Source organism: Mesorhizobium sp. B2-4-14 (assembly GCF_006442155.1).
GTDB lineage: Bacteria > Pseudomonadota > Alphaproteobacteria > Rhizobiales > Rhizobiaceae > Mesorhizobium.
The window spans coordinates 129,209-146,057 of the sequence record NZ_VFVA01000007.1; the positions used below are offsets into that span (position 1 = coordinate 129,209).

At 62.1% G+C, this 16,849-nt stretch carries 13 protein-coding genes and 1 pseudogene; 7 read left to right on the forward strand and 7 right to left on the reverse strand.

Features of this window, described 5'->3' with window-relative positions:
• The first annotated feature begins 244 nt into the window (after positions 1-244).
• The 5 genes and pseudogenes from uvrA to FJ938_RS09200 all read left to right on the forward strand — a co-directional run bounded on the left by uvrA (position 245) and on the right by FJ938_RS09200 (position 6,189).
• Positions 245-3,166 (forward strand): excinuclease ABC subunit UvrA, encoded by a 2,922-nt coding sequence (gene uvrA, locus FJ938_RS09180; protein ID WP_140607057.1) that lies wholly within the window; start codon positions 245-247, stop codon positions 3,164-3,166.
• Positions 3,166-3,576, forward strand: a complete 411-nt coding sequence (locus FJ938_RS09185; RefSeq protein ID WP_181165481.1) for a DUF302 domain-containing protein — start codon at positions 3,166-3,168, stop codon at positions 3,574-3,576. The genes uvrA and FJ938_RS09185 overlap by 1 nt, the downstream gene beginning before the upstream one ends.
• Positions 3,573-4,031 carry a GNAT family N-acetyltransferase gene (locus tag FJ938_RS09190; RefSeq protein ID WP_140607059.1) on the forward strand — a complete coding sequence of 153 codons (459 nt, stop codon included), beginning with the start codon at positions 3,573-3,575 and terminating at the stop codon, positions 4,029-4,031. The genes FJ938_RS09185 and FJ938_RS09190 overlap by 4 nt, the downstream gene beginning before the upstream one ends.
• Before the next feature lie 37 nt (positions 4,032-4,068).
• Positions 4,069-4,875 (forward strand): DUF72 domain-containing protein, encoded by an 807-nt coding sequence (locus FJ938_RS09195; protein WP_140692979.1) that lies wholly within the window; start codon positions 4,069-4,071, stop codon positions 4,873-4,875.
• 184 nt (positions 4,876-5,059) lie between these two features.
• A pseudogene (locus tag FJ938_RS09200) lies at positions 5,060-6,189 on the forward strand (GGDEF domain-containing protein).
• A 51-nt stretch (positions 6,190-6,240) separates the two neighbouring features.
• Here FJ938_RS09200 and FJ938_RS09205 read toward each other — a convergent pair.
• From FJ938_RS09205 to urtA, 6 genes are all read right to left on the reverse strand, one after another.
• Positions 6,241-6,417, reverse strand: a complete 177-nt coding sequence (locus FJ938_RS09205) for a hypothetical protein (protein WP_140607062.1) — start codon at positions 6,415-6,417, stop codon at positions 6,241-6,243.
• A gap of 265 nt (positions 6,418-6,682) precedes the next feature.
• Positions 6,683-7,378: an urea ABC transporter ATP-binding subunit UrtE gene (gene urtE, locus FJ938_RS09210; RefSeq protein WP_140692982.1), complete on the reverse strand. Its 696-nt coding sequence runs from the start codon at positions 7,376-7,378 to the stop codon at positions 6,683-6,685.
• A gap of 69 nt (positions 7,379-7,447) precedes the next feature.
• Positions 7,448-8,194, reverse strand: a complete 747-nt coding sequence (urtD, locus tag FJ938_RS09215; protein ID WP_140692984.1) for an urea ABC transporter ATP-binding protein UrtD — start codon at positions 8,192-8,194, stop codon at positions 7,448-7,450.
• Between the two features lie 2 nt (positions 8,195-8,196).
• The gene (urtC, locus tag FJ938_RS09220; protein ID WP_140692987.1) at positions 8,197-9,408 is read right to left on the reverse strand and encodes an urea ABC transporter permease subunit UrtC; all 1,212 of its coding nucleotides are present in this window, start codon (positions 9,406-9,408) and stop codon (positions 8,197-8,199) included.
• The gene (gene urtB, locus FJ938_RS09225; RefSeq protein ID WP_140692989.1) at positions 9,405-11,021 is read right to left on the reverse strand and encodes an urea ABC transporter permease subunit UrtB; all 1,617 of its coding nucleotides are present in this window, start codon (positions 11,019-11,021) and stop codon (positions 9,405-9,407) included. The genes urtC and urtB overlap by 4 nt, the downstream gene beginning before the upstream one ends.
• Positions 11,022-11,137: 116 nt before the next feature.
• Positions 11,138-12,448 carry an urea ABC transporter substrate-binding protein gene (urtA, locus tag FJ938_RS09230; protein WP_140607067.1) on the reverse strand — a complete coding sequence of 437 codons (1,311 nt, stop codon included), beginning with the start codon at positions 12,446-12,448 and terminating at the stop codon, positions 11,138-11,140.
• Between the two features lie 312 nt (positions 12,449-12,760).
• Between urtA and FJ938_RS09235 the strand changes: the two genes are divergently transcribed.
• Together FJ938_RS09235 and FJ938_RS09240 are read left to right on the forward strand one after the other, a co-directional pair.
• Positions 12,761-13,168 carry a hypothetical protein gene (locus FJ938_RS09235; protein WP_140607068.1) on the forward strand — a complete coding sequence of 136 codons (408 nt, stop codon included), beginning with the start codon at positions 12,761-12,763 and terminating at the stop codon, positions 13,166-13,168.
• Between the two features lie 114 nt (positions 13,169-13,282).
• On the forward strand, positions 13,283-15,196 hold the full coding sequence (locus FJ938_RS09240; protein WP_140692992.1) for a PhoX family phosphatase: 1,914 nt from the start codon (positions 13,283-13,285) through the stop codon (positions 15,194-15,196).
• Between the two features lie 70 nt (positions 15,197-15,266).
• Here FJ938_RS09240 and FJ938_RS09245 read toward each other — a convergent pair whose 3' ends face one another.
• Positions 15,267-16,838, reverse strand: coding sequence for a GMC family oxidoreductase (locus FJ938_RS09245; RefSeq protein WP_140692994.1), 1,572 nt, complete (start codon positions 16,836-16,838; stop codon positions 15,267-15,269).
• Between the last annotated feature and the right edge of the window lie 11 nt (positions 16,839-16,849).

Genomic DNA, 16,849 nt, shown 5'->3' on the forward strand with positions numbered 1-16,849 from the left:
CAATAGCCGGTTACGGAAAAATGTGATCGCGCGGAGGTTACGTGCAGGTCAGTTTCCGCACAGCTTTGTCAGGAGCGTGTTCGGCCTTTGTTCTTTCCGCTTGCCCGTTCGCACGAAAGGCGGTTAAACGACTTCTGTCGGGAGTTGTGGCGTCTCTCGACGTGGCGGCAAAAAAACCTACATAGGGGATGGTCGGGAAAACCCGCCAATCCCACGAATTCCAGATCTGAGGCGGCGACCGGCGATGGCCGACCATAAATTCCTTTCCATTCGCGGGGCGCGCGAACACAATCTGAAGAATGTCGATCTCGACCTGCCGCGTGACAGCCTGATCGTCATGACCGGCCTGTCGGGCTCCGGCAAATCGTCGCTCGCCTTCGACACCATCTATGCCGAAGGCCAGCGCCGCTATGTCGAGAGCCTTTCGGCCTATGCGCGGCAATTCCTCGAAATGATGCAGAAGCCCGACGTCGACCAGATCGACGGCCTGTCGCCCGCCATCTCCATCGAGCAGAAGACCACGTCGAAGAATCCGCGTTCAACGGTCGGCACCGTCACTGAAATCTACGACTACATGCGGCTTTTGTTCGCCCGTGTCGGCGTGCCCTATTCGCCGGCCACCGGCCTGCCCATCGAGAGCCAGACCGTAAGCCAGATGGTCGACCGCGTGCTGGCGGTCGAGGAGGGCACACGCCTGTTCCTGCTGGCGCCGATTGTGCGTGGCCGCAAGGGCGAGTACCGCAAGGAATTGCTGGAACTGCAGAAGAAGGGCTTTCAGCGCGTCAAGGTCGATGGCGTCTTCTACGAAATCGCCGACGTTCCGGCCCTGGACAAGAAGTACAAGCACGACATCGATGTCGTCGTCGACCGCATCGTTGTGCGCGGCGATCTCGCCACGAGGCTTGCCGACTCCATCGAGACGGCACTGAAGCTCGCCGAGGGATTGGCGGTGGCCGAGTTCGCCGACAAGCCGCTCGACGCCAGCCAGACCGGCGAGGATTCGGTCAACAAATCGAAGAACGAGACGCATGAACGCATCCTGTTCTCCGAAAAATTCGCCTGCCCGGTATCCGGCTTCACCATTCCCGAGATCGAGCCGAGATTGTTCTCGTTCAACAACCCGTTCGGCGCCTGCCCGACCTGCGACGGTCTCGGCAGCCAGCGCGCCATCGATCCCAATCTCGTGGTGCCGGATGAGAATGTGTCGTTGCGCGACGGCGCGGTCAGCCCATGGGCGAAGTCGACTTCGCCCTATTACGTGCAAACCCTCGAGGCATTGGGCAAGGCTTACAACTTCAAGCTCGGCGACAAGTTCAAGGATTTGAGCGCCGAGGCCCAGGAGGCGATCCTGCGTGGCACCGGCGAACGGGAAATCACCTTCCAGTACGATGACGGCCTGCGCTCCTACAAGACCACCAAAACCTTCGAAGGGGTCATCCCCAATCTCGAGCGGCGCTGGAAAGAAACCGAGTCCGCCTGGATGCGCGAAGAGATCGAGCGCTTCATGTCGGCAACGCCCTGCCCGGTCTGCAAGGGCTATAGGCTGAAGCCGGAAGCGCTGGCGGTTAAGATTGCCGGCAAGCACATTGGCGAAGTCACCGAGCAATCGATCCGCAACGCCGATCGCTGGTTCACCGACCTGCCCGCAAAGCTCAACGACAAGCAGAACGAGATCGCGGTGCGCGTGCTGAAGGAAATCCGCGAGCGCCTGCGGTTCCTCAACGACGTCGGGCTCGACTACCTGACACTATCGCGCAATTCCGGCACGCTGTCGGGCGGCGAAAGCCAGCGCATCCGGCTGGCATCGCAGATCGGCTCGGGTCTCACCGGCGTGCTTTACGTGCTGGACGAGCCATCGATCGGCCTGCACCAGCGCGACAACACGCGCCTGCTCGATACGCTGAAGCATTTGCGCGACATCGGCAACACGGTGATCGTCGTCGAGCACGACGAGGATGCCATCCTGCACGCCGACTATGTCGTCGACATGGGCCCGGCCGCCGGCATCCATGGCGGCGAGATCATCGCCCAGGGCACGCCGCAGCAGGTGATGGCGAACCCCAATTCGATCACCGGCAAATATCTGTCGGGCGCACTCGAAGTGGCAACGCCGGCCGTGCGCCGCGAGGCGAAGAAGAACCGGCGCCTGAAGATCGTCGGTGCGCGCGGCAACAATCTGAAGAACGTCACCGCCGAAATACCGCTCGGCACCTTCACCGCCGTCACCGGCGTGTCGGGCGGCGGCAAGTCGACCTTCCTGATCGAGACGCTGTTCAAGGCGGCCTCGCGCCGCATCATGGGTTCGCGCGAGCATTCGGCCGAACATGACCGCATCGAGGGTCTGGAGTTCCTCGACAAGGTCATCGACATCGACCAGTCGCCGATCGGCCGCACGCCGCGTTCGAACCCCGCCACCTATACCGGCGCCTTCACGCCGATCCGTGACTGGTTTGCAGGCCTGCCTGAAGCCAAGGCGCGCGGCTACCAACCGGGCCGTTTTTCGTTCAACGTCAAGGGCGGCCGCTGCGAGGCCTGCCAGGGCGACGGGGTCATCAAGATCGAAATGCACTTTTTGCCCGACGTCTATGTCACCTGCGACGTCTGCCACGGCAAGCGCTACAACAGGGAGACGCTCGACGTGCTGTTCAAGGGCAAGTCGATCGCCGACGTGCTCGACATGACCGTCGAGGAAGGCGTCGATTTCTTCGCCGCGGTGCCCGGCGTGCGCGACAAGCTCGACACGCTGAAACAGGTCGGCCTCGGCTACATCCATATCGGCCAGCAGGCGACGACGCTCTCCGGCGGCGAGGCGCAACGCATCAAGCTCGCCAAGGAACTGTCGCGCAAGGCGACCGGCAAGACGCTCTACATTCTCGACGAGCCGACCACCGGCCTGCACTTCCACGACGTCGCCAAGCTCCTGGAAGTGCTGCACGAATTGGTCGACCAGGGCAACACGGTGGTAGTCATCGAGCACAATCTCGAGGTGATAAAAACCGCCGACTGGGTGCTCGACCTAGGTCCCGAAGGCGGCGACGGCGGTGGCGAACTGGTCGCCTCCGGCACGCCGGAAGCGATCGTGCGCGAAAAGCGCAGCTACACCGGCCAGTTCTTGAAGGAACTTCTGGAGCGGCGCCCCGGAGGCAAACGCGAAGCGGCGGAGTGATGGCTGGGGATGGTCTCATCACGGTCCAGAGCCAGTTTGGCGTGACCGAAACCATCGACCGCCTGGCGGAAGCGATAAAGCGTGCGGGACTGCTTGAGTTCGCGCGCATCGATCACGCAGCCGGCGCGCGCGATGTCGACGCCGCGCTTCGCCCCACCGAACTGTTGATTTTCGGCAATCCCAAGGGTGGCACACCACTGATGCAGGACAGGCAGCTCGCCGGCATCGATCTGCCGGTCAAGGCGCTGGCCTGGGAGGATGAGCAAGGCAAGGTGTGGCTCTCCTACAATGATGCGAATTGGATCGCCGGGCGCCATAGCCTGGGCGAGGCCAGCCGCGCCGCAGTCGCGGCGATTGCCGCCGGCATGGAAAAGGTGATCGCCTCTGCTGCTGGAATGGATCAATCATGAGGCTCGCCCGCCGTGATGATCTTGCCGCGATCGTCGCGTTGACGAAAGCAGCCTATGCCCCCTATGACGCCATACTCGATGCGCCGCCGATCCCGGTTACCGAAGACTACGCGCCGCGCATCGCCCGGGGCGAGGTCTGGCTGCTGGAGCGCGTCGGCGAGCTCGCCGGGGTAATCACGCTGGAACGCCACGCCGACCACGCGATGATCTTCTCCGTCGCGGTGTCACCTGCCTTCCAAGGCAAGGGCTTCGGCATCACGCTGCTCAAGCACGCGGATGAACAGGCCCGCCTTTGGGGCTTGCCGGAGGTGCGGCTCTATACCAATGCGAAAATGGAGCGAAACATCGCGCTCTATCTCGCTTACGGTTATCGCGAAACGGGTCGCCGGCCCAATCCTTACCGACCAGGATGGGTGCTCGTCGACATGGCCAAGCCGGTCGGTGAGACAGCCTGATCTTTCGGAACCGACTTCTGCACCTGGGAGGACGACAATGAGCAAATCGGGAACAATCCGCGCCGGCATGGGCGGCTGGACCTTCGAGCCCTGGGACACGTCCTTCTATCCGGACAAGTTGTCGAAGGCGAAACAGTTGCAATATGCCAGCCGTCAGGTGCCCAGCATCGAGGTCAACGGCACCTATTATTCCAGTTTCAAGGAGCCTACCTTCATCAAATGGGCCAGCGAAGCGCCGGACGGTTTCGTCTATTCGCTGAAGGGCAATCGCTTCGTCACCAACCGGCGCGTACTCGGCGAAGCCGGCGAATCGATGATGCGCTTCCTTGGCTCGGGCGTCGCCGCACTCGGCGAAAAACTGGGACCGATCCTGTGGCAGTTCGCGCCGACGAAAAAGTTCGACCCGGACGATTTCGAAGCCTTTCTGAAACTGCTGCCGGAGAAGCAGGACGGTGTCGTGCTGCGCCATGCACTTGAAGTGCGCAACGACAGCTTCATCGTCCCGGAATTTCCCGCGCTGGCGCGCAAATACAAGGCGGCGATCGTCTACGCCGATCATGCCAAATACCCCGATATCGCCGACGTCACCGGCGATTTCGTCTATGCGCGGCTGCAGACCGGCAGCGACGACAATCCCGATTGCTACACGCCAAAGGGTCTTGACGAATGGGCGGCGCGGGCAAAGACCTGGGCGGAAGGCAAGCAGCCGGCCGATCTGCGGCGCGCCGATCCCGCAACCGACGCGCCGGTGCAGCCACGCGACGTGTTTGTCTACTTCATCACCGAGGGCAAGGTGCGCGCACCGTTCGGGGCCATGGCGCTGATGAAGCGTGTGGCCGGCTGACGAGCGTCAGCCGGTATCCGGCTGCACGCCATAAGCGCGCCCCCTATGCGTTTTGCGCGCAGGCGGGCGCCCACTTCGTGGCATCTTCGCCACGATCGTAACCTTCTCGACACTTCCTTGCTGCATGAATGCGCGGACGCCAAGCCGCAGAACTGGAACCGCCGCCGGCAGGGAAAAGAGGGGCATGTCGCTCGACTACACTTCACTTCTGCTGGCTGTCGGGTTCTCCGCCGCCTGCCTGAGCCTGACATTGTTCGGCATGTGGTTGACCGCGCGCACGGAGCGGTTCCTGCTGACATGGGCGATCAGCCTGGTGTTCGTGGTCGGCGATATTTTTGCCTATGACGCTTATATCGACATGCCTGGGCGCCTGCTCGGGATCGCCGCGCTGGCGTTCCTGTTGATTGGTTTCTCAGTCATGCTGGGTGCTGCCTACCAGTTCAGGACAGGCGGCTCGCCGCTGCGGCGAACGATGTTTGGCTGCCTTTCGCTGGCGGTGGCGCTGCCTCCCATGGCTCTGGGCTATGATGGCCTCGGCTTCATGTTCGAGAACATGTTCGCCGCCCTGCTCCTGTTCGCGACGGCCTTCGAATACTGGAGAGGCCGCGACGAGGCCCCTGCCCTGACGATCGGCATCACCGCGCTCTATTCGGCCACCGCCGCCTCCTTCGCGCTGTGCGCCATGGTGCTTGCCTGGGATGGAAAACTGGTCCTGGGCCATGCGCCGAGCAACTGGGCCGAGGAATTGAGCCTCGTCGTGGTTATCGCCAGCATGACGGGTATCGGCGCGCTCTCGCTTGCTCTCAACCAGGGTCGTCTGGCCAGGCACCACCGCCGCAATGCCCTGACCGATCCGCTGACAGGCCTGCTCAACCGGCGCGCTCTGTTCGACATACATGGCAATGCCCCGGTCGGCGCCTTTACCGCGGCAACTTCAAGGCCATCAACGACGAGTTCGGCCACGCGGCGGGCGACGAGGTGCTGAAAGTGTTCGCCAGCGAACTCGCCGGCAATCTTCGCCAGACCGACGTCGCCGCGCGCATGGGCGGCGAGGAATTCGCACTGGTGTTGAAGCGCACGCTGCCGGAAACGGTGCAGGAAGTGGCGGAGCGCATCCGGACCGCTTTCGCGACGCGCCTGATAGAAACCGAAACCGGCTTGCTTACATGCACCGTTAGCGCTGGTTTTGCGTTTGGCAGCAAGGAAGGCCTCAGCCTCGACAAGGTGCTCAGCGCCGCCGACAAGGCGCTCTATGATGCCAAGCGTGGCGGCCGCAACCGCGTGACCGCCTCTCCATTCCGACGCGCGAGTTGACCGCGCGGATCGATATTGAGCCTGTAATTGTTGGGCGGGCGAAAGCGGCCCTTATGCCGCCATCACGATTTCATTGAAGGCGTCGAGGTCGACATAGAAGACCTTGGTGATCTCCTCGATCAGATCGTCGTAGTCGCAGCCCTGTGACCTCAGGATGTTAATGGCGGCGATGATGTCGACACGCTCTGTAAGCCGCCTCTTCTGGTAATCTTCGACGAAACGTTGCATGGCCGTCCCTTAGCCTGTGTGCCCAAACGCGTTGAACGACAATCAGATCACAGGACGCTAGGAAGCCTTGCTTGCGTGGAACTTGCGCGGCCTTCGCCGCCCCTCGATCTGCGATAACCAGACTGATACGGAAGCGGCCGACTCACAAAAGCCAAGAAAAGACTAGCATGCAGCCCATGCCGCGCCAGAGATGCGGACGGCTCGAAGGTAGAAATATTGAACTTGCCAGGGACTTTGGACCGTCACCTGAAGAACAATGCTGATTCTAGACCGTCAGGAATTTGCGAACATCAGCCCGGTCCAGATCCTCCGCCGGACCGGTGTGGACGATCCGGCCACGATCCATGATGTTGACCTCGTCGGCGAGTTCGCGGCAGAAGTCGAGATACTGTTCAACCAGCAGCACCGCGATGTCGGCCTGGTCGCGCAGGTAGCGGATGGCCCGGCCGATGTCCTTGATGATTGACGGCTGGATGCCCTCCGTCGGCTCATCCAGCACCAAAAGCTTCGGCCGCATCACCAGCGCGCGGCCGATCGCCAATTGCTGCTGTTGGCCACCGGAGAGATCGCCGCCACGACGGCCGAGCATCTGCTTCAGCACCGGAAAGAGTTCGAAGACATGGGCCGGCACGTTGCGGTCGGCGCGCTTGAGCGGCGCGAATCCGGATTCGAGATTCTCCCGCACGCTGAGCAGCGGAAAAATCTCCCTGCCCTGCGGTACGAATGCGATGCCCGACCGGGCGCGGTCATACGCCGCGCTCCGGTCGAGCGCCTTCCCCTCGAAGGCAACGCTTCCGCTCGTCAGCCGGTGATGGCCGACGATCGATCTCATCAAACTGGTCTTGCCGACGCCGTTGCGGCCGAGCACGCAAGTGATCTTGCCGGCGCCTGCCTTCAGCGACACGCCGCGCAGCGCCTGGGCGGCGCCGTAGTGGAGCGTGGCATCGGAAACTTCGAGCATGTCAGCGCCGTTTCCAGAATCGGCGAAACGCCAGATCGAAGCGATGGAATGGAACCCGCCAGTGCATGTTCATCTCCCCAGATACACTTCGACGACGCGCTCGTCGGCCGACACGAAATCGAGTGTGCCTTCGGAGAGCACCGAACCCTCATGCAGGCAGGTAACCTTGACGCCGAGTTCGCGCACGAAATGCATGTCGTGCTCGACGACGATGACCGAATGGTCGCGCGCGATATCCTTGAGCAGCCGCGCGGTCTCTTCGGTCTCGGCGTCGGTCATTCCGGCCACCGGCTCGTCGACCAGAAGCAGCTTTGGGTCCTGCGCCAGCAGCATCCCGATCTCCAGCCACTGCTTTTGCCCGTGGCTGAGATTGGCGGCGAGCACGTCGCGTTTATCACCGAGCCGGATGACGCCGAGGATATCGTCGATCCGCCGCGTCTCGGCCGCTGAGCGGCGATGAAACAGCGCCGGGAAGATCGAGCGCGGCCCTTTCAGGGCCAGCATCAGGTTTTCCTCAATCGTGTGGCTTTCGAAGACGGTCGGCTTCTGGAATTTGCGGCCGATGCCCATCATGGCGATTTCGGCCTCGTCATGTCTGGTCAGGTCCACCTGGCCGTCGAAGAAGACTTCACCTTCGTCGGGCCGTGTCTTGCCGGTGACGATGTCCATCATCGTCGTCTTGCCGGCTCCATTGGGGCCGATGATGGCGCGCATCTCACCCTTGTCGAGCACCAGCGACAGGCTGTTGATGGCGCGAAAACCGTCGAAGGAGACCGAGACGCCGTCAAGGTAGAGAATTGTGTTCGATCTGCTCATGGTTACTCCGCCGCCTGCGGCTCGGGGTCGGACCAGGACCATTCGCCTGGATTTCTGGCCGGCGAGCGGGCGGGCTTCGAGGTCGCCAATGCGACTCCACCCTCGACGCCGCGCAACGCCTTCGCATCGCCGCGCCAGCTGTCCCACATGCCGACGATGCCCTTGGGCAACAGCAAGGTGACGGCGACGAACAAGCCGCCGAGCGCGAACAGCCAGAATTCCGGCAGCACGCCGGTGAACCAGGATTTGCCGGCATTGACCAGCAGCGCGCCGATGATCGGTCCGACGATGGTGCCCCTCCCGCCGACGGCGGCCCAGATCACCACCTCGATCGAATTGGACGGTTCGAACTCGCCGGGATTGATGATGCCGACCTGCGGCACGTAGAGCGCGCCGGCAATGCCGGCCATGACAGCCGATACGGTGAAGGCGAACAGTTTTACATTCTCCGCCCGCCAGCCGAGGAAACGCGTGCGGCCCTCGGCGTCGCGCACCGCCATCAGGAGCTTGCCGTATTTGGAGCCGACGATCGCCCAGGTAACGAAGATGGCGAGCGCCAGGATTATGGCGCTGACCGCGAACAACGCCGAGCGCGTGGTGTCGGCTTGCACGTTGAAGCCCAGGATGTCCTTGAAGTCGGTCAGGCCGTTGTTACCGCCAAACCCCATGTCGTTTCGGAAGAAGGCGAGCAGCAACGCGTATGTCATCGCCTGGGTGATGATGGAGAGATAGACGCCGGTGACGCGGCTGCGGAAAGCGAACCAGCCGAAGATGAAGGCGAGCAGGCCGGGCACCGCCAATACCATGAGCGCGGCGAACCAGAAATGATCGAAACCGGTCCAGAACCACGGCAATTCCTTGTAATTCAGGAACACCATGAAATCAGGCAGGACAGGGTTGCCATAGACGCCGCGCGAGCCGATCTGGCGCATCAGATACATGCCCATCGCATAGCCGCCGAGCGCGAAGAAGGCGCCGTGGCCGAGCGAAAGAATGCCGCAATACCCCCAGACCAGGTCGAGCGAGAGCGCCAGCAGCGCGTAGCAAAGATACTTGCCTGTCAGCGCGACGATGTAGGACGGAATATAGAAGGCGCTCGCCGGAAAAACGGCAAGGTTGAGCAGCGGCACGATGGCGGCCACCGCCAGCAGGATGAAAATGGTGATGGCGATGCGTCGCTCGGCGCCCGCGGCGAAGAAGCGTCCTGACATCATGCTTCCACCGCCCTGCCCTTGAGGGCGAACAGCCCGCGCGGGCGCTTCTGGATGAACAGGATGATCAGCACCAGCACGACGATCTTGCCGAGCACGGCACCGGCATAGGGTTCGAGCACCTTGTTGACGATGCCCAATGAAAAGGCGCCGACCAGCGTGCCCCACAGATTGCCGACGCCGCCGAAGACAACGACCATGAAACTGTCGATGATGTATCCGCGGCCAAGATTGGGCGAGACATTGTCGATCTGGCTGAGGGCCACGCCAGCGATGCCGGCGATGCCGGAGCCGAGCGCAAAGGTCAGCGCGTCGACCCATGGCGTCCTGATGCCCATGGAAGCGGCCATGAGCCGGTTGGCGGTGACGGCGCGCATCTGCAGGCCCCAGGGCGTGCGCTTCATCACGTAGAGCAGCACGGCGAAGACGCTGAGCGCGAAAACCAGGATCCACAGGCGGTTCCAGGTGATGGCGAGTTGTCCAAAATCGAACGAGCCCGACATCCAGGAGGGGTTGCCGACCTCCTGGTTTGTCGGCCCGAAGATCGAACGCACGGCCTGCTGCAGGATAAGCGACACGCCCCACGTCGCCAGCAGCGTCTCCAGCGGTCGGCCATAGAGGAAGCGGATGACGCCGCGCTCGATGGCGAGGCCGACGAGAGCGGCGACCAAAAAGGCAAGCGGCAGCGCGATCACCAGCGACCAGTCGAACAGTCCGGGAAAGGATGTGCGGATCACTTGCTGGACGACGAAGGTGGTGTAGGCGCCGAGCATCACCATCTCGCCATGCGCCATGTTGATGACGCCCATGACGCCGAAGGTGATGGCGAGCCCGATCGCGGCGAGCAGCAACACCGAGCCCATCGAAATGCCGTACCAGATGTTCTGGGCGGCATCCCACAATGCAAGCGTCGAATTGATGTTGGCGATCGCCGCCGTCGCCGCTTGCCTGACCGCTTCCGAGGCATTTGCATCCACCGAGGTCAGCAACGACATCGCGTCGAGGTCACCGCGCGCGCCGATCAGCGCGATAGCCGCCAGCTTGTCGGCATCCGGGCGGTCGGAGACAAGAACCGACGCGGCGCGGGCCTGTTCGAACAGCGCCTTGACGCTGGCAACGGTCTCATTGGCGATCGCCGTGTCGAGTGGCTCGATATTGGCTGCGTCAGGTGTCTTGAACATGGTGCCGGCGGCGGCCAGGCGCACGGCCGGATTCTTGGCGCCGAGCGTCAGCGTGCCCAAGGCGTCACGGATCACACGGCGAAGCGTGTTGTTGACCTTGATCTTGGTGATGTCGTCCTTGCCGGCCTCACCTGACGCGTCGCCGCTCAGCGGATCGAAAAGCTCGATACTTCCGGCGGTTTCCTTGCCGGTGAACACCAGGGAGTCGGCCTTGCGGATGTAAAGACTACCGTCGGCAAGCGCGGCAAGCGGCCGTGCGACTACCGGGTCGGCGGTGGCCGCCAGTTCATGGACGACGGCGCCCGTCTCCGAAAAACCTTTGGCCGTGGCGAATTTGGCGATGGTGGCGCGCAGATCGGCTTCGTCGGCATGCGACGGCGAAAATATCGTCAGCAGCAACAACAGCGTCAGGCCAATCATGCGCATCGCGGTCATCGGAATAGGGTCAATCCCAAGGGTTGATGTTGCGCCCGGACGGACTGGAGGAATAAGTCCGCCCGGGCTGCGGTCTCGGGTCGCGGACCACTCCGCGACCCGACAGACCGGGAGGATCAGTTCGTGCCCTTGCCGCCGCACTTGCCTGTGGCGACATTGAAGTTGCCGCAGGACAAGGGCGCGCGCCAATCGGAAATCAGGTCCTTGGAGTCAGGGAGGTAATCGGACCATTCATCGCCCATCACCAGGCCAGGTGTGCGCGACACCGTCTCGAACTGCCCGTCGGCCTGGATTTCGCCGATCAGCACCGGCTTGGTGATGTGGTGGTTCGGCATCATGGTCGAATAGCCGCCGGTCAGGTTCGGCACCGATACGCCGACCATGGCGTCGATAACCTTGTCAGGATCGGTGGTACCGGCCTTTTCGACTGCCTTCACCCACATGTTGAAGCCGATATAATGGGCTTCCATCGGGTCGTTGGTGGTGCGCCTGTCGCTCTTGATGAACTTGTGCCAGTCGGCGATGAACTTCTTGTTCTCGGGCGTGTCGACGCTCTCGAAGTAGTTCCAGGCCGCGAGATGGCCGACCAGCGGCGCAGTGTCGAGACCGGCCAGTTCTTCCTCGCCGACCGAGAACGCCATGACGGGGATGTCCTCCGCCTTGATGCCCTGGTTGCCGAGCTCCTTGTAGAACGGCACGTTGGCGTCGCCGTTGACGGTCGAAACGACGGCCGTCTTCTTGCCGGCCGAACCGAACTTCTTGATCGCCGAGACCTCGGTCTGCCAATCGGAGAAGCCGAACGGCGTGTAGTTGACCATGATGTCTTCCGCCGCGACGCCCTTGGCCTTCAGATAGGCTTCGAGAATCTTGTTGGTGGTGCGTGGGTAGACATAGTCGGTGCCTTCGAGCACCCAGCGCTTCACCAAGCCGCCATCCTCGCTCATCAGATAGTCGACGGCTGGAATGGCCTGCTGGTTCGGTGCGGCGCCGGTGTAGAACACGTTGCGCTCGCTCTCCTCGCCTTCATACTGGACGGGGTAGAACAGGATGTTGTCGAGCTCGGAGAACACTGGCAGCACCGATTTGCGCGACACCGAGGTCCAGCAGCCGAACACCGCCGCCACCTTGTCCTTGGAAATCAGCTCACGCGCCTTCTCGGCGAACAGTGGCCAGTTGGAAGCCGGATCGACGACGACGGCCTCAAGTTTTTTGCCGAGCAGGCCACCCTTGGCGTTCTGCTCGTCGATGAGCATCAGCATGGCGTCCTTCAGCGTCGTCTCCGAAATCGCCATTGTCCCTGACAGCGAATGGAGGATGCCGACCTTGATCGTGTCGTCGGCGGCCCTGGCGGGAACCGACATCAACAGGCCAGCGGCCACCACGCTCGCCGAAAACATTTTTGTTATTGTCGAGAAACTACCCCTCATGCTGAACACTCCCAAGCTGGTTGATTGCACTGAAACAACGCGATGCAACCTACATGCCAACCGCGAATGGGATGTCCGAAAAAGCGAAATAGCCAAACATTGTCAGCCGCTTATTACATCAGACCAAACAAAACAAAGAGAGCCGAAAAAATTTGAGTGAGGGAAATTTGCGCAGCGCACAAGGCAAATTGCCTAATTTTAGCTCAAATTTATCTGATGCCTATATTTTGACCTTTGTGAACGGATCACCGCTGACAAATGTTGCGGCCCGACGCGAAAATGGGGCAAGCTCGACTTCAGACAGGCAACGTCATGGCATCCAGCATTTCACGCATATTCATCGGAATATTACTTCTGGCGGTGGGAACCGGAGCCGCGCGGGCCGACTTCAGCGGCGGCAGGATGCCCGACGGCACCTATCACTGCGAAGTTTATCTGCTCGGCATGTTCCTCAACCTGGGCGTCATCACCATCAAGGGAAATGTCTACACCGGCCCTGTCACCTTCGGCGCCGTCCAACAGGGCTATAACTACCAGATGGACGCAAACGGTGTGATCTCCTGGTTGGGACCGCTCGGCGGCTACACCACCGGTGGCAATTCCCTGTCCCTGACCCAGGCAACCCTGGATGGCCAGAACCCGCCCTCCTTCGATATCATCATGAAGCAGCCGGACGGGGCCTTCACCGCCTCGACCTGCACCAGGGGCGGCAGCCAATAGCCCGTCCTGGTGACGGCCCTCGCCGCGAGGCGAGCTTTCTCTCATGTCATCTGGATGTTGCCGAAGCTGGATAGGCAGCTTTGCGCCGTCACATCCACCTCGAGAGGCAGACACATGGCCGATTCCCCGTCCTCATCCTCCCCCGTCATTCGCGATGTCATCGCCGAGCGCGTTTCGCGCCGTACTCTCCTGAAGGGCAGCCTCGCATCTGGCGCCCTGGTCGCCGGCGGCGGCTTTGTCGGCTCGTTGTTTGCCGGCGAAACACATGCCGCCGCCGCCCTTTCCACCCTCGGTTTTCCCGAACTGAACCGAGTCTATGGCAAGACCCACGCCGCAGCCGACGGCTATGAAACGACGATCGTCGCACGCTGGGGCGATCCGCTTGTCGCGGGCCTGCCGGATTTCGACGGCAATACGATCGCGGCCGACGAACAGGAAAGGCGCTTCGGCTACAATTGCGACTACATCGCCTTCATGCCGCTGCCCAAGGGATCTGTGAACTCCGACCACGGCTTGCTTTGCGTCAACAACGAATACATCTCGCCGAACGTGATGTTCCCCGGCATGACCGAGGACGGCGCCGGCAAGGCGATGAGCAAGGAACAGGTCGATCTCGGGCTGGCGGCGATGGGGCATTCGATCGTCGAGGTCATGCTCAAGGACGGCAAGTGGCAAACCATCGACGATAGCCCGCTTAACCGCCGCATCACCGCCAACACCGAAATGACCGTCTCCGGCCCCGTGGCTGGCCATGCGCTGATGAAGACCTCAGCCGATGCGACCGGCACCAAGGTGCTCGGCACCAGCTATAATTGCAGCGGCGGCGTTACCCCATGGGGGACGGTGCTGACCTGCGAGGAGGGCGTTTCCGATCTGTTCGGCGGCGATCCAAAGAAGGCCCCTACAGCAGGCATTCTCGACCGTTACGGCTTTGACGGCTCCGACATTTACGGCCGCGGTCGCTTTCACGACCGCTTCAACATCGACAAGGAACCGAACGAAACCAACCGCTTCGACTGGGTGGTCGAGATCGACCCCTACGACCCCAAGTCCAAACCGGTGAAGCGCACGGCCCTTGGCCGCATGTCGCACGAGGCCTCTACGGTCGTCGTCAACAAGGATGGCCGCATCGTCGTCTACATGGGTGACGACGATTATTTCGAATATATGTACCGCTACGTCTCGAACAAGGCTTATGACAAGGCGAACCCCGCTTCGAGCAACGGCCTTCTGGACGATGGCGTGCTTTCGGTCGCTCGTTACGATGCCGATGGCACCATGACATGGCTGCCGCTGATCCATGGCCAGGGCAAGCTCACCGTCGATAACGGTTTTGCCGACCAGGCGGAGGTGCTGCTGAAAACACGGCTGGCCGCCGATGCGCTTGGCGCGACCCCGATGGACCGGCCGGAGGACATCGAGACCAATCCGGTCACCGGCCGCGTCTACGCCGTCATGACTAAGAACAAGAAGCGCGAGGAATCCAAGGTCAATCCAGCCAACACGCGGCCCGAAAACCTCTGGGGCCACATCGTCGAACTGATCCCGCCGGGCGGCCGCGGCAGCGACGCCGACCACACCGCCGACAAATACACCTGGGACCTGTTCGTTCTGTGCGGCAATCCCGGGGATGCCAAGGTCGGCGCCACCTTCCATTCCGACACATCGGACAATGGCTGGTTCGTGTGCCCGGACAACATCACCTTCGACCCCGCCGGCCGTCTCTGGGTAGCGACCGACGGCGCCAACGATTTCGACCTGCCCGACGGCGTCTATGGCATCGACACGGAAGGCCCGGCGCGGGGCCTGCCGAAGCTATTGTTCACCTGCCCGCATGGCGCGGAAGCGACCGGCCCCTGCTTCACCCCGGATGGCACAACGCTGTTCCTTTCGGTTCAGCATCCATCGGAGGACGCCGAAACGCTCGACAAGGCGCAGTCCCTATGGCCCGATTTCAAGGACGGCCAGCCGCCGCGCCCCTCGGTCATCGCCATCCGCCGCAAGGACGGCCAGCCGGTCGGGGCATAGCCTTCGCAAGCACGAAAAAAGGCGCGGAACCCTCGCGGGTCCCGCGCCAGCAGGCAGTCGGGAGGTGGGACTAGATGCTTCTTGCCGACATCTGGGCGGCGATGTAGTCGGCCTGGCGGATTGCCAGCGACACGATGGTCAGGGTCGGGTTTTCGGCGGCACCCGTGGTGAACTGGCTGCCGTCCGACACGAACAGGTTCTTGATGTCGTGCGTCTGACCATGCTTGTTGACGACGCCATCGGCAGCTTTCTCGCTCATCCGGCTGGTACCGAGATTGTGGGTCGACGGATAGGGCGGCGTCGGGAAGGTGCGCGTGGCGCCGACCGCATCATAAAGCGCCGAGGCCTGCTTGTAGGCATGATCGCGCATCGCCGTGTCGTTTGGATGATCGTCGAAATGCACGTCGGCAATCGGCATGCCGTGTTCGTCCTTCTCATCGGCGTGCAACGTGATGCGGTTCTCCTCGCGTGGCATGTCTTCGCCGACGATCCACAGGCCCGCCATATGATCGTAATGGTCGAGTGCGGTGGTGAAAGAGCGTCCCCACCCGCCGGGGTTCAGGAAAGCCGCCATGAACGGCAGGCCGAGCGACAGCGTCTCGAATTCGTAGCCGCCGACAAAACCGCGTGACGGATCATGGCGGGCCTCGTCGCGGATGATGCCGGCCATGGTGGTGCCGCGATACATGTGCACCGGCTTGTCGAAGATGGCATACACCGAGCCGGTGGTGTGGCGCATGTAATTCTTGCCCACCTCCCCCGACGAGTTGCCAAGCCCATGCGGGAATTTGGCCGACTCGGAGTTGAGCAGCAGGCGCGGGCTCTCGATCGAATTGCCGGCAACGGCGACGATACGGGCTTTCTGCTCCTGCAGCTTGCCGTCCTTGTCGGCGTAGACGACGCCGGTCACCTTGCCCGAAGGATCATGGTTGATCTTGATCACCATCGAGTTCGGCCGCACCTCCAGATGGCCTGTCGCCTCGCCCTTGGGAATCTCGGTGTAGAGCGTCGACCATTTGGCGCCCCATTTGCAGCCTTGGAAGCAGAAGCCTGTCTGCTGGCAGGAATTGCGGTCGTCGCGCTCGACCGAGTTGATCGCCATGTTGCCGGTGTGGCATTCCTTGTAGCCGAGCTTGTCGGCGCCGGCCTTGAGCACCTTGAAGTTGTTGTTGCCCGGCAATCTCGGCCAGCCATTGGTGCCCGTCACACCCATTTTGGCTTCGGCCTTGGCGTAATAAGGCTCCATCTCGGCCAGCGTGACCGGCCAGTCCAAGAGGTTTGCGCCTTCCAGCTTGCCGTAGGTCGACAGCGTCTTGAACTCGTGCTCCTGGAAACGCAGCGACGCGCCCGCCCAGTGCGTGGTCGAACCGCCGACCGACTTGACGATCCAGGCCGGAAGGTTCGGGAAATCCTTCGCCACCCGCCAGTCACCCGACGTCGTGCGCTTGTCCTTCCAGGCGAGTTGGGCGAACGAATCCCATTCGTCGTTGACGAAATCCTCATATTCGTGACGGGCGCCCGCCTCGAGGATGACCACGTCTATGCCCTTCTGTGCCAGCTCGTTGCCGAGCGTGCCGCCGCCGGCGCCGGAGCCGATGATGACGACCACGCCATCGTTCTTCAGATCAAATGATGCTGCCATGGTTTCCTCCC

Coding starts and splice junctions, on each gene's coding strand:
- uvrA (WP_140607057.1), top strand. CDS start 245: ATGGCCGACCATAAATTCCTTTCCATTCGCGGGGCGCGCGAACACAAT.
- FJ938_RS09185 (WP_181165481.1), top strand. CDS start 3,166: ATGGCTGGGGATGGTCTCATCACGGTCCAGAGCCAGTTTGGCGTGACC.
- FJ938_RS09190 (WP_140607059.1), top strand. CDS start 3,573: ATGAGGCTCGCCCGCCGTGATGATCTTGCCGCGATCGTCGCGTTGACG.
- FJ938_RS09195 (WP_140692979.1), top strand. CDS start 4,069: ATGAGCAAATCGGGAACAATCCGCGCCGGCATGGGCGGCTGGACCTTC.
- FJ938_RS09205 (WP_140607062.1), bottom strand. CDS start 6,417: ATGCAACGTTTCGTCGAAGATTACCAGAAGAGGCGGCTTACAGAGCGT.
- urtE (WP_140692982.1), bottom strand. CDS start 7,378: ATGCTCGAAGTTTCCGATGCCACGCTCCACTACGGCGCCGCCCAGGCG.
- urtD (WP_140692984.1), bottom strand. CDS start 8,194: ATGAGCAGATCGAACACAATTCTCTACCTTGACGGCGTCTCGGTCTCC.
- urtC (WP_140692987.1), bottom strand. CDS start 9,408: ATGATGTCAGGACGCTTCTTCGCCGCGGGCGCCGAGCGACGCATCGCC.
- urtB (WP_140692989.1), bottom strand. CDS start 11,021: ATGACCGCGATGCGCATGATTGGCCTGACGCTGTTGTTGCTGCTGACG.
- urtA (WP_140607067.1), bottom strand. CDS start 12,448: ATGAGGGGTAGTTTCTCGACAATAACAAAAATGTTTTCGGCGAGCGTG.
- FJ938_RS09235 (WP_140607068.1), top strand. CDS start 12,761: ATGGCATCCAGCATTTCACGCATATTCATCGGAATATTACTTCTGGCG.
- FJ938_RS09240 (WP_140692992.1), top strand. CDS start 13,283: ATGGCCGATTCCCCGTCCTCATCCTCCCCCGTCATTCGCGATGTCATC.
- FJ938_RS09245 (WP_140692994.1), bottom strand. CDS start 16,838: ATGGCAGCATCATTTGATCTGAAGAACGATGGCGTGGTCGTCATCATC.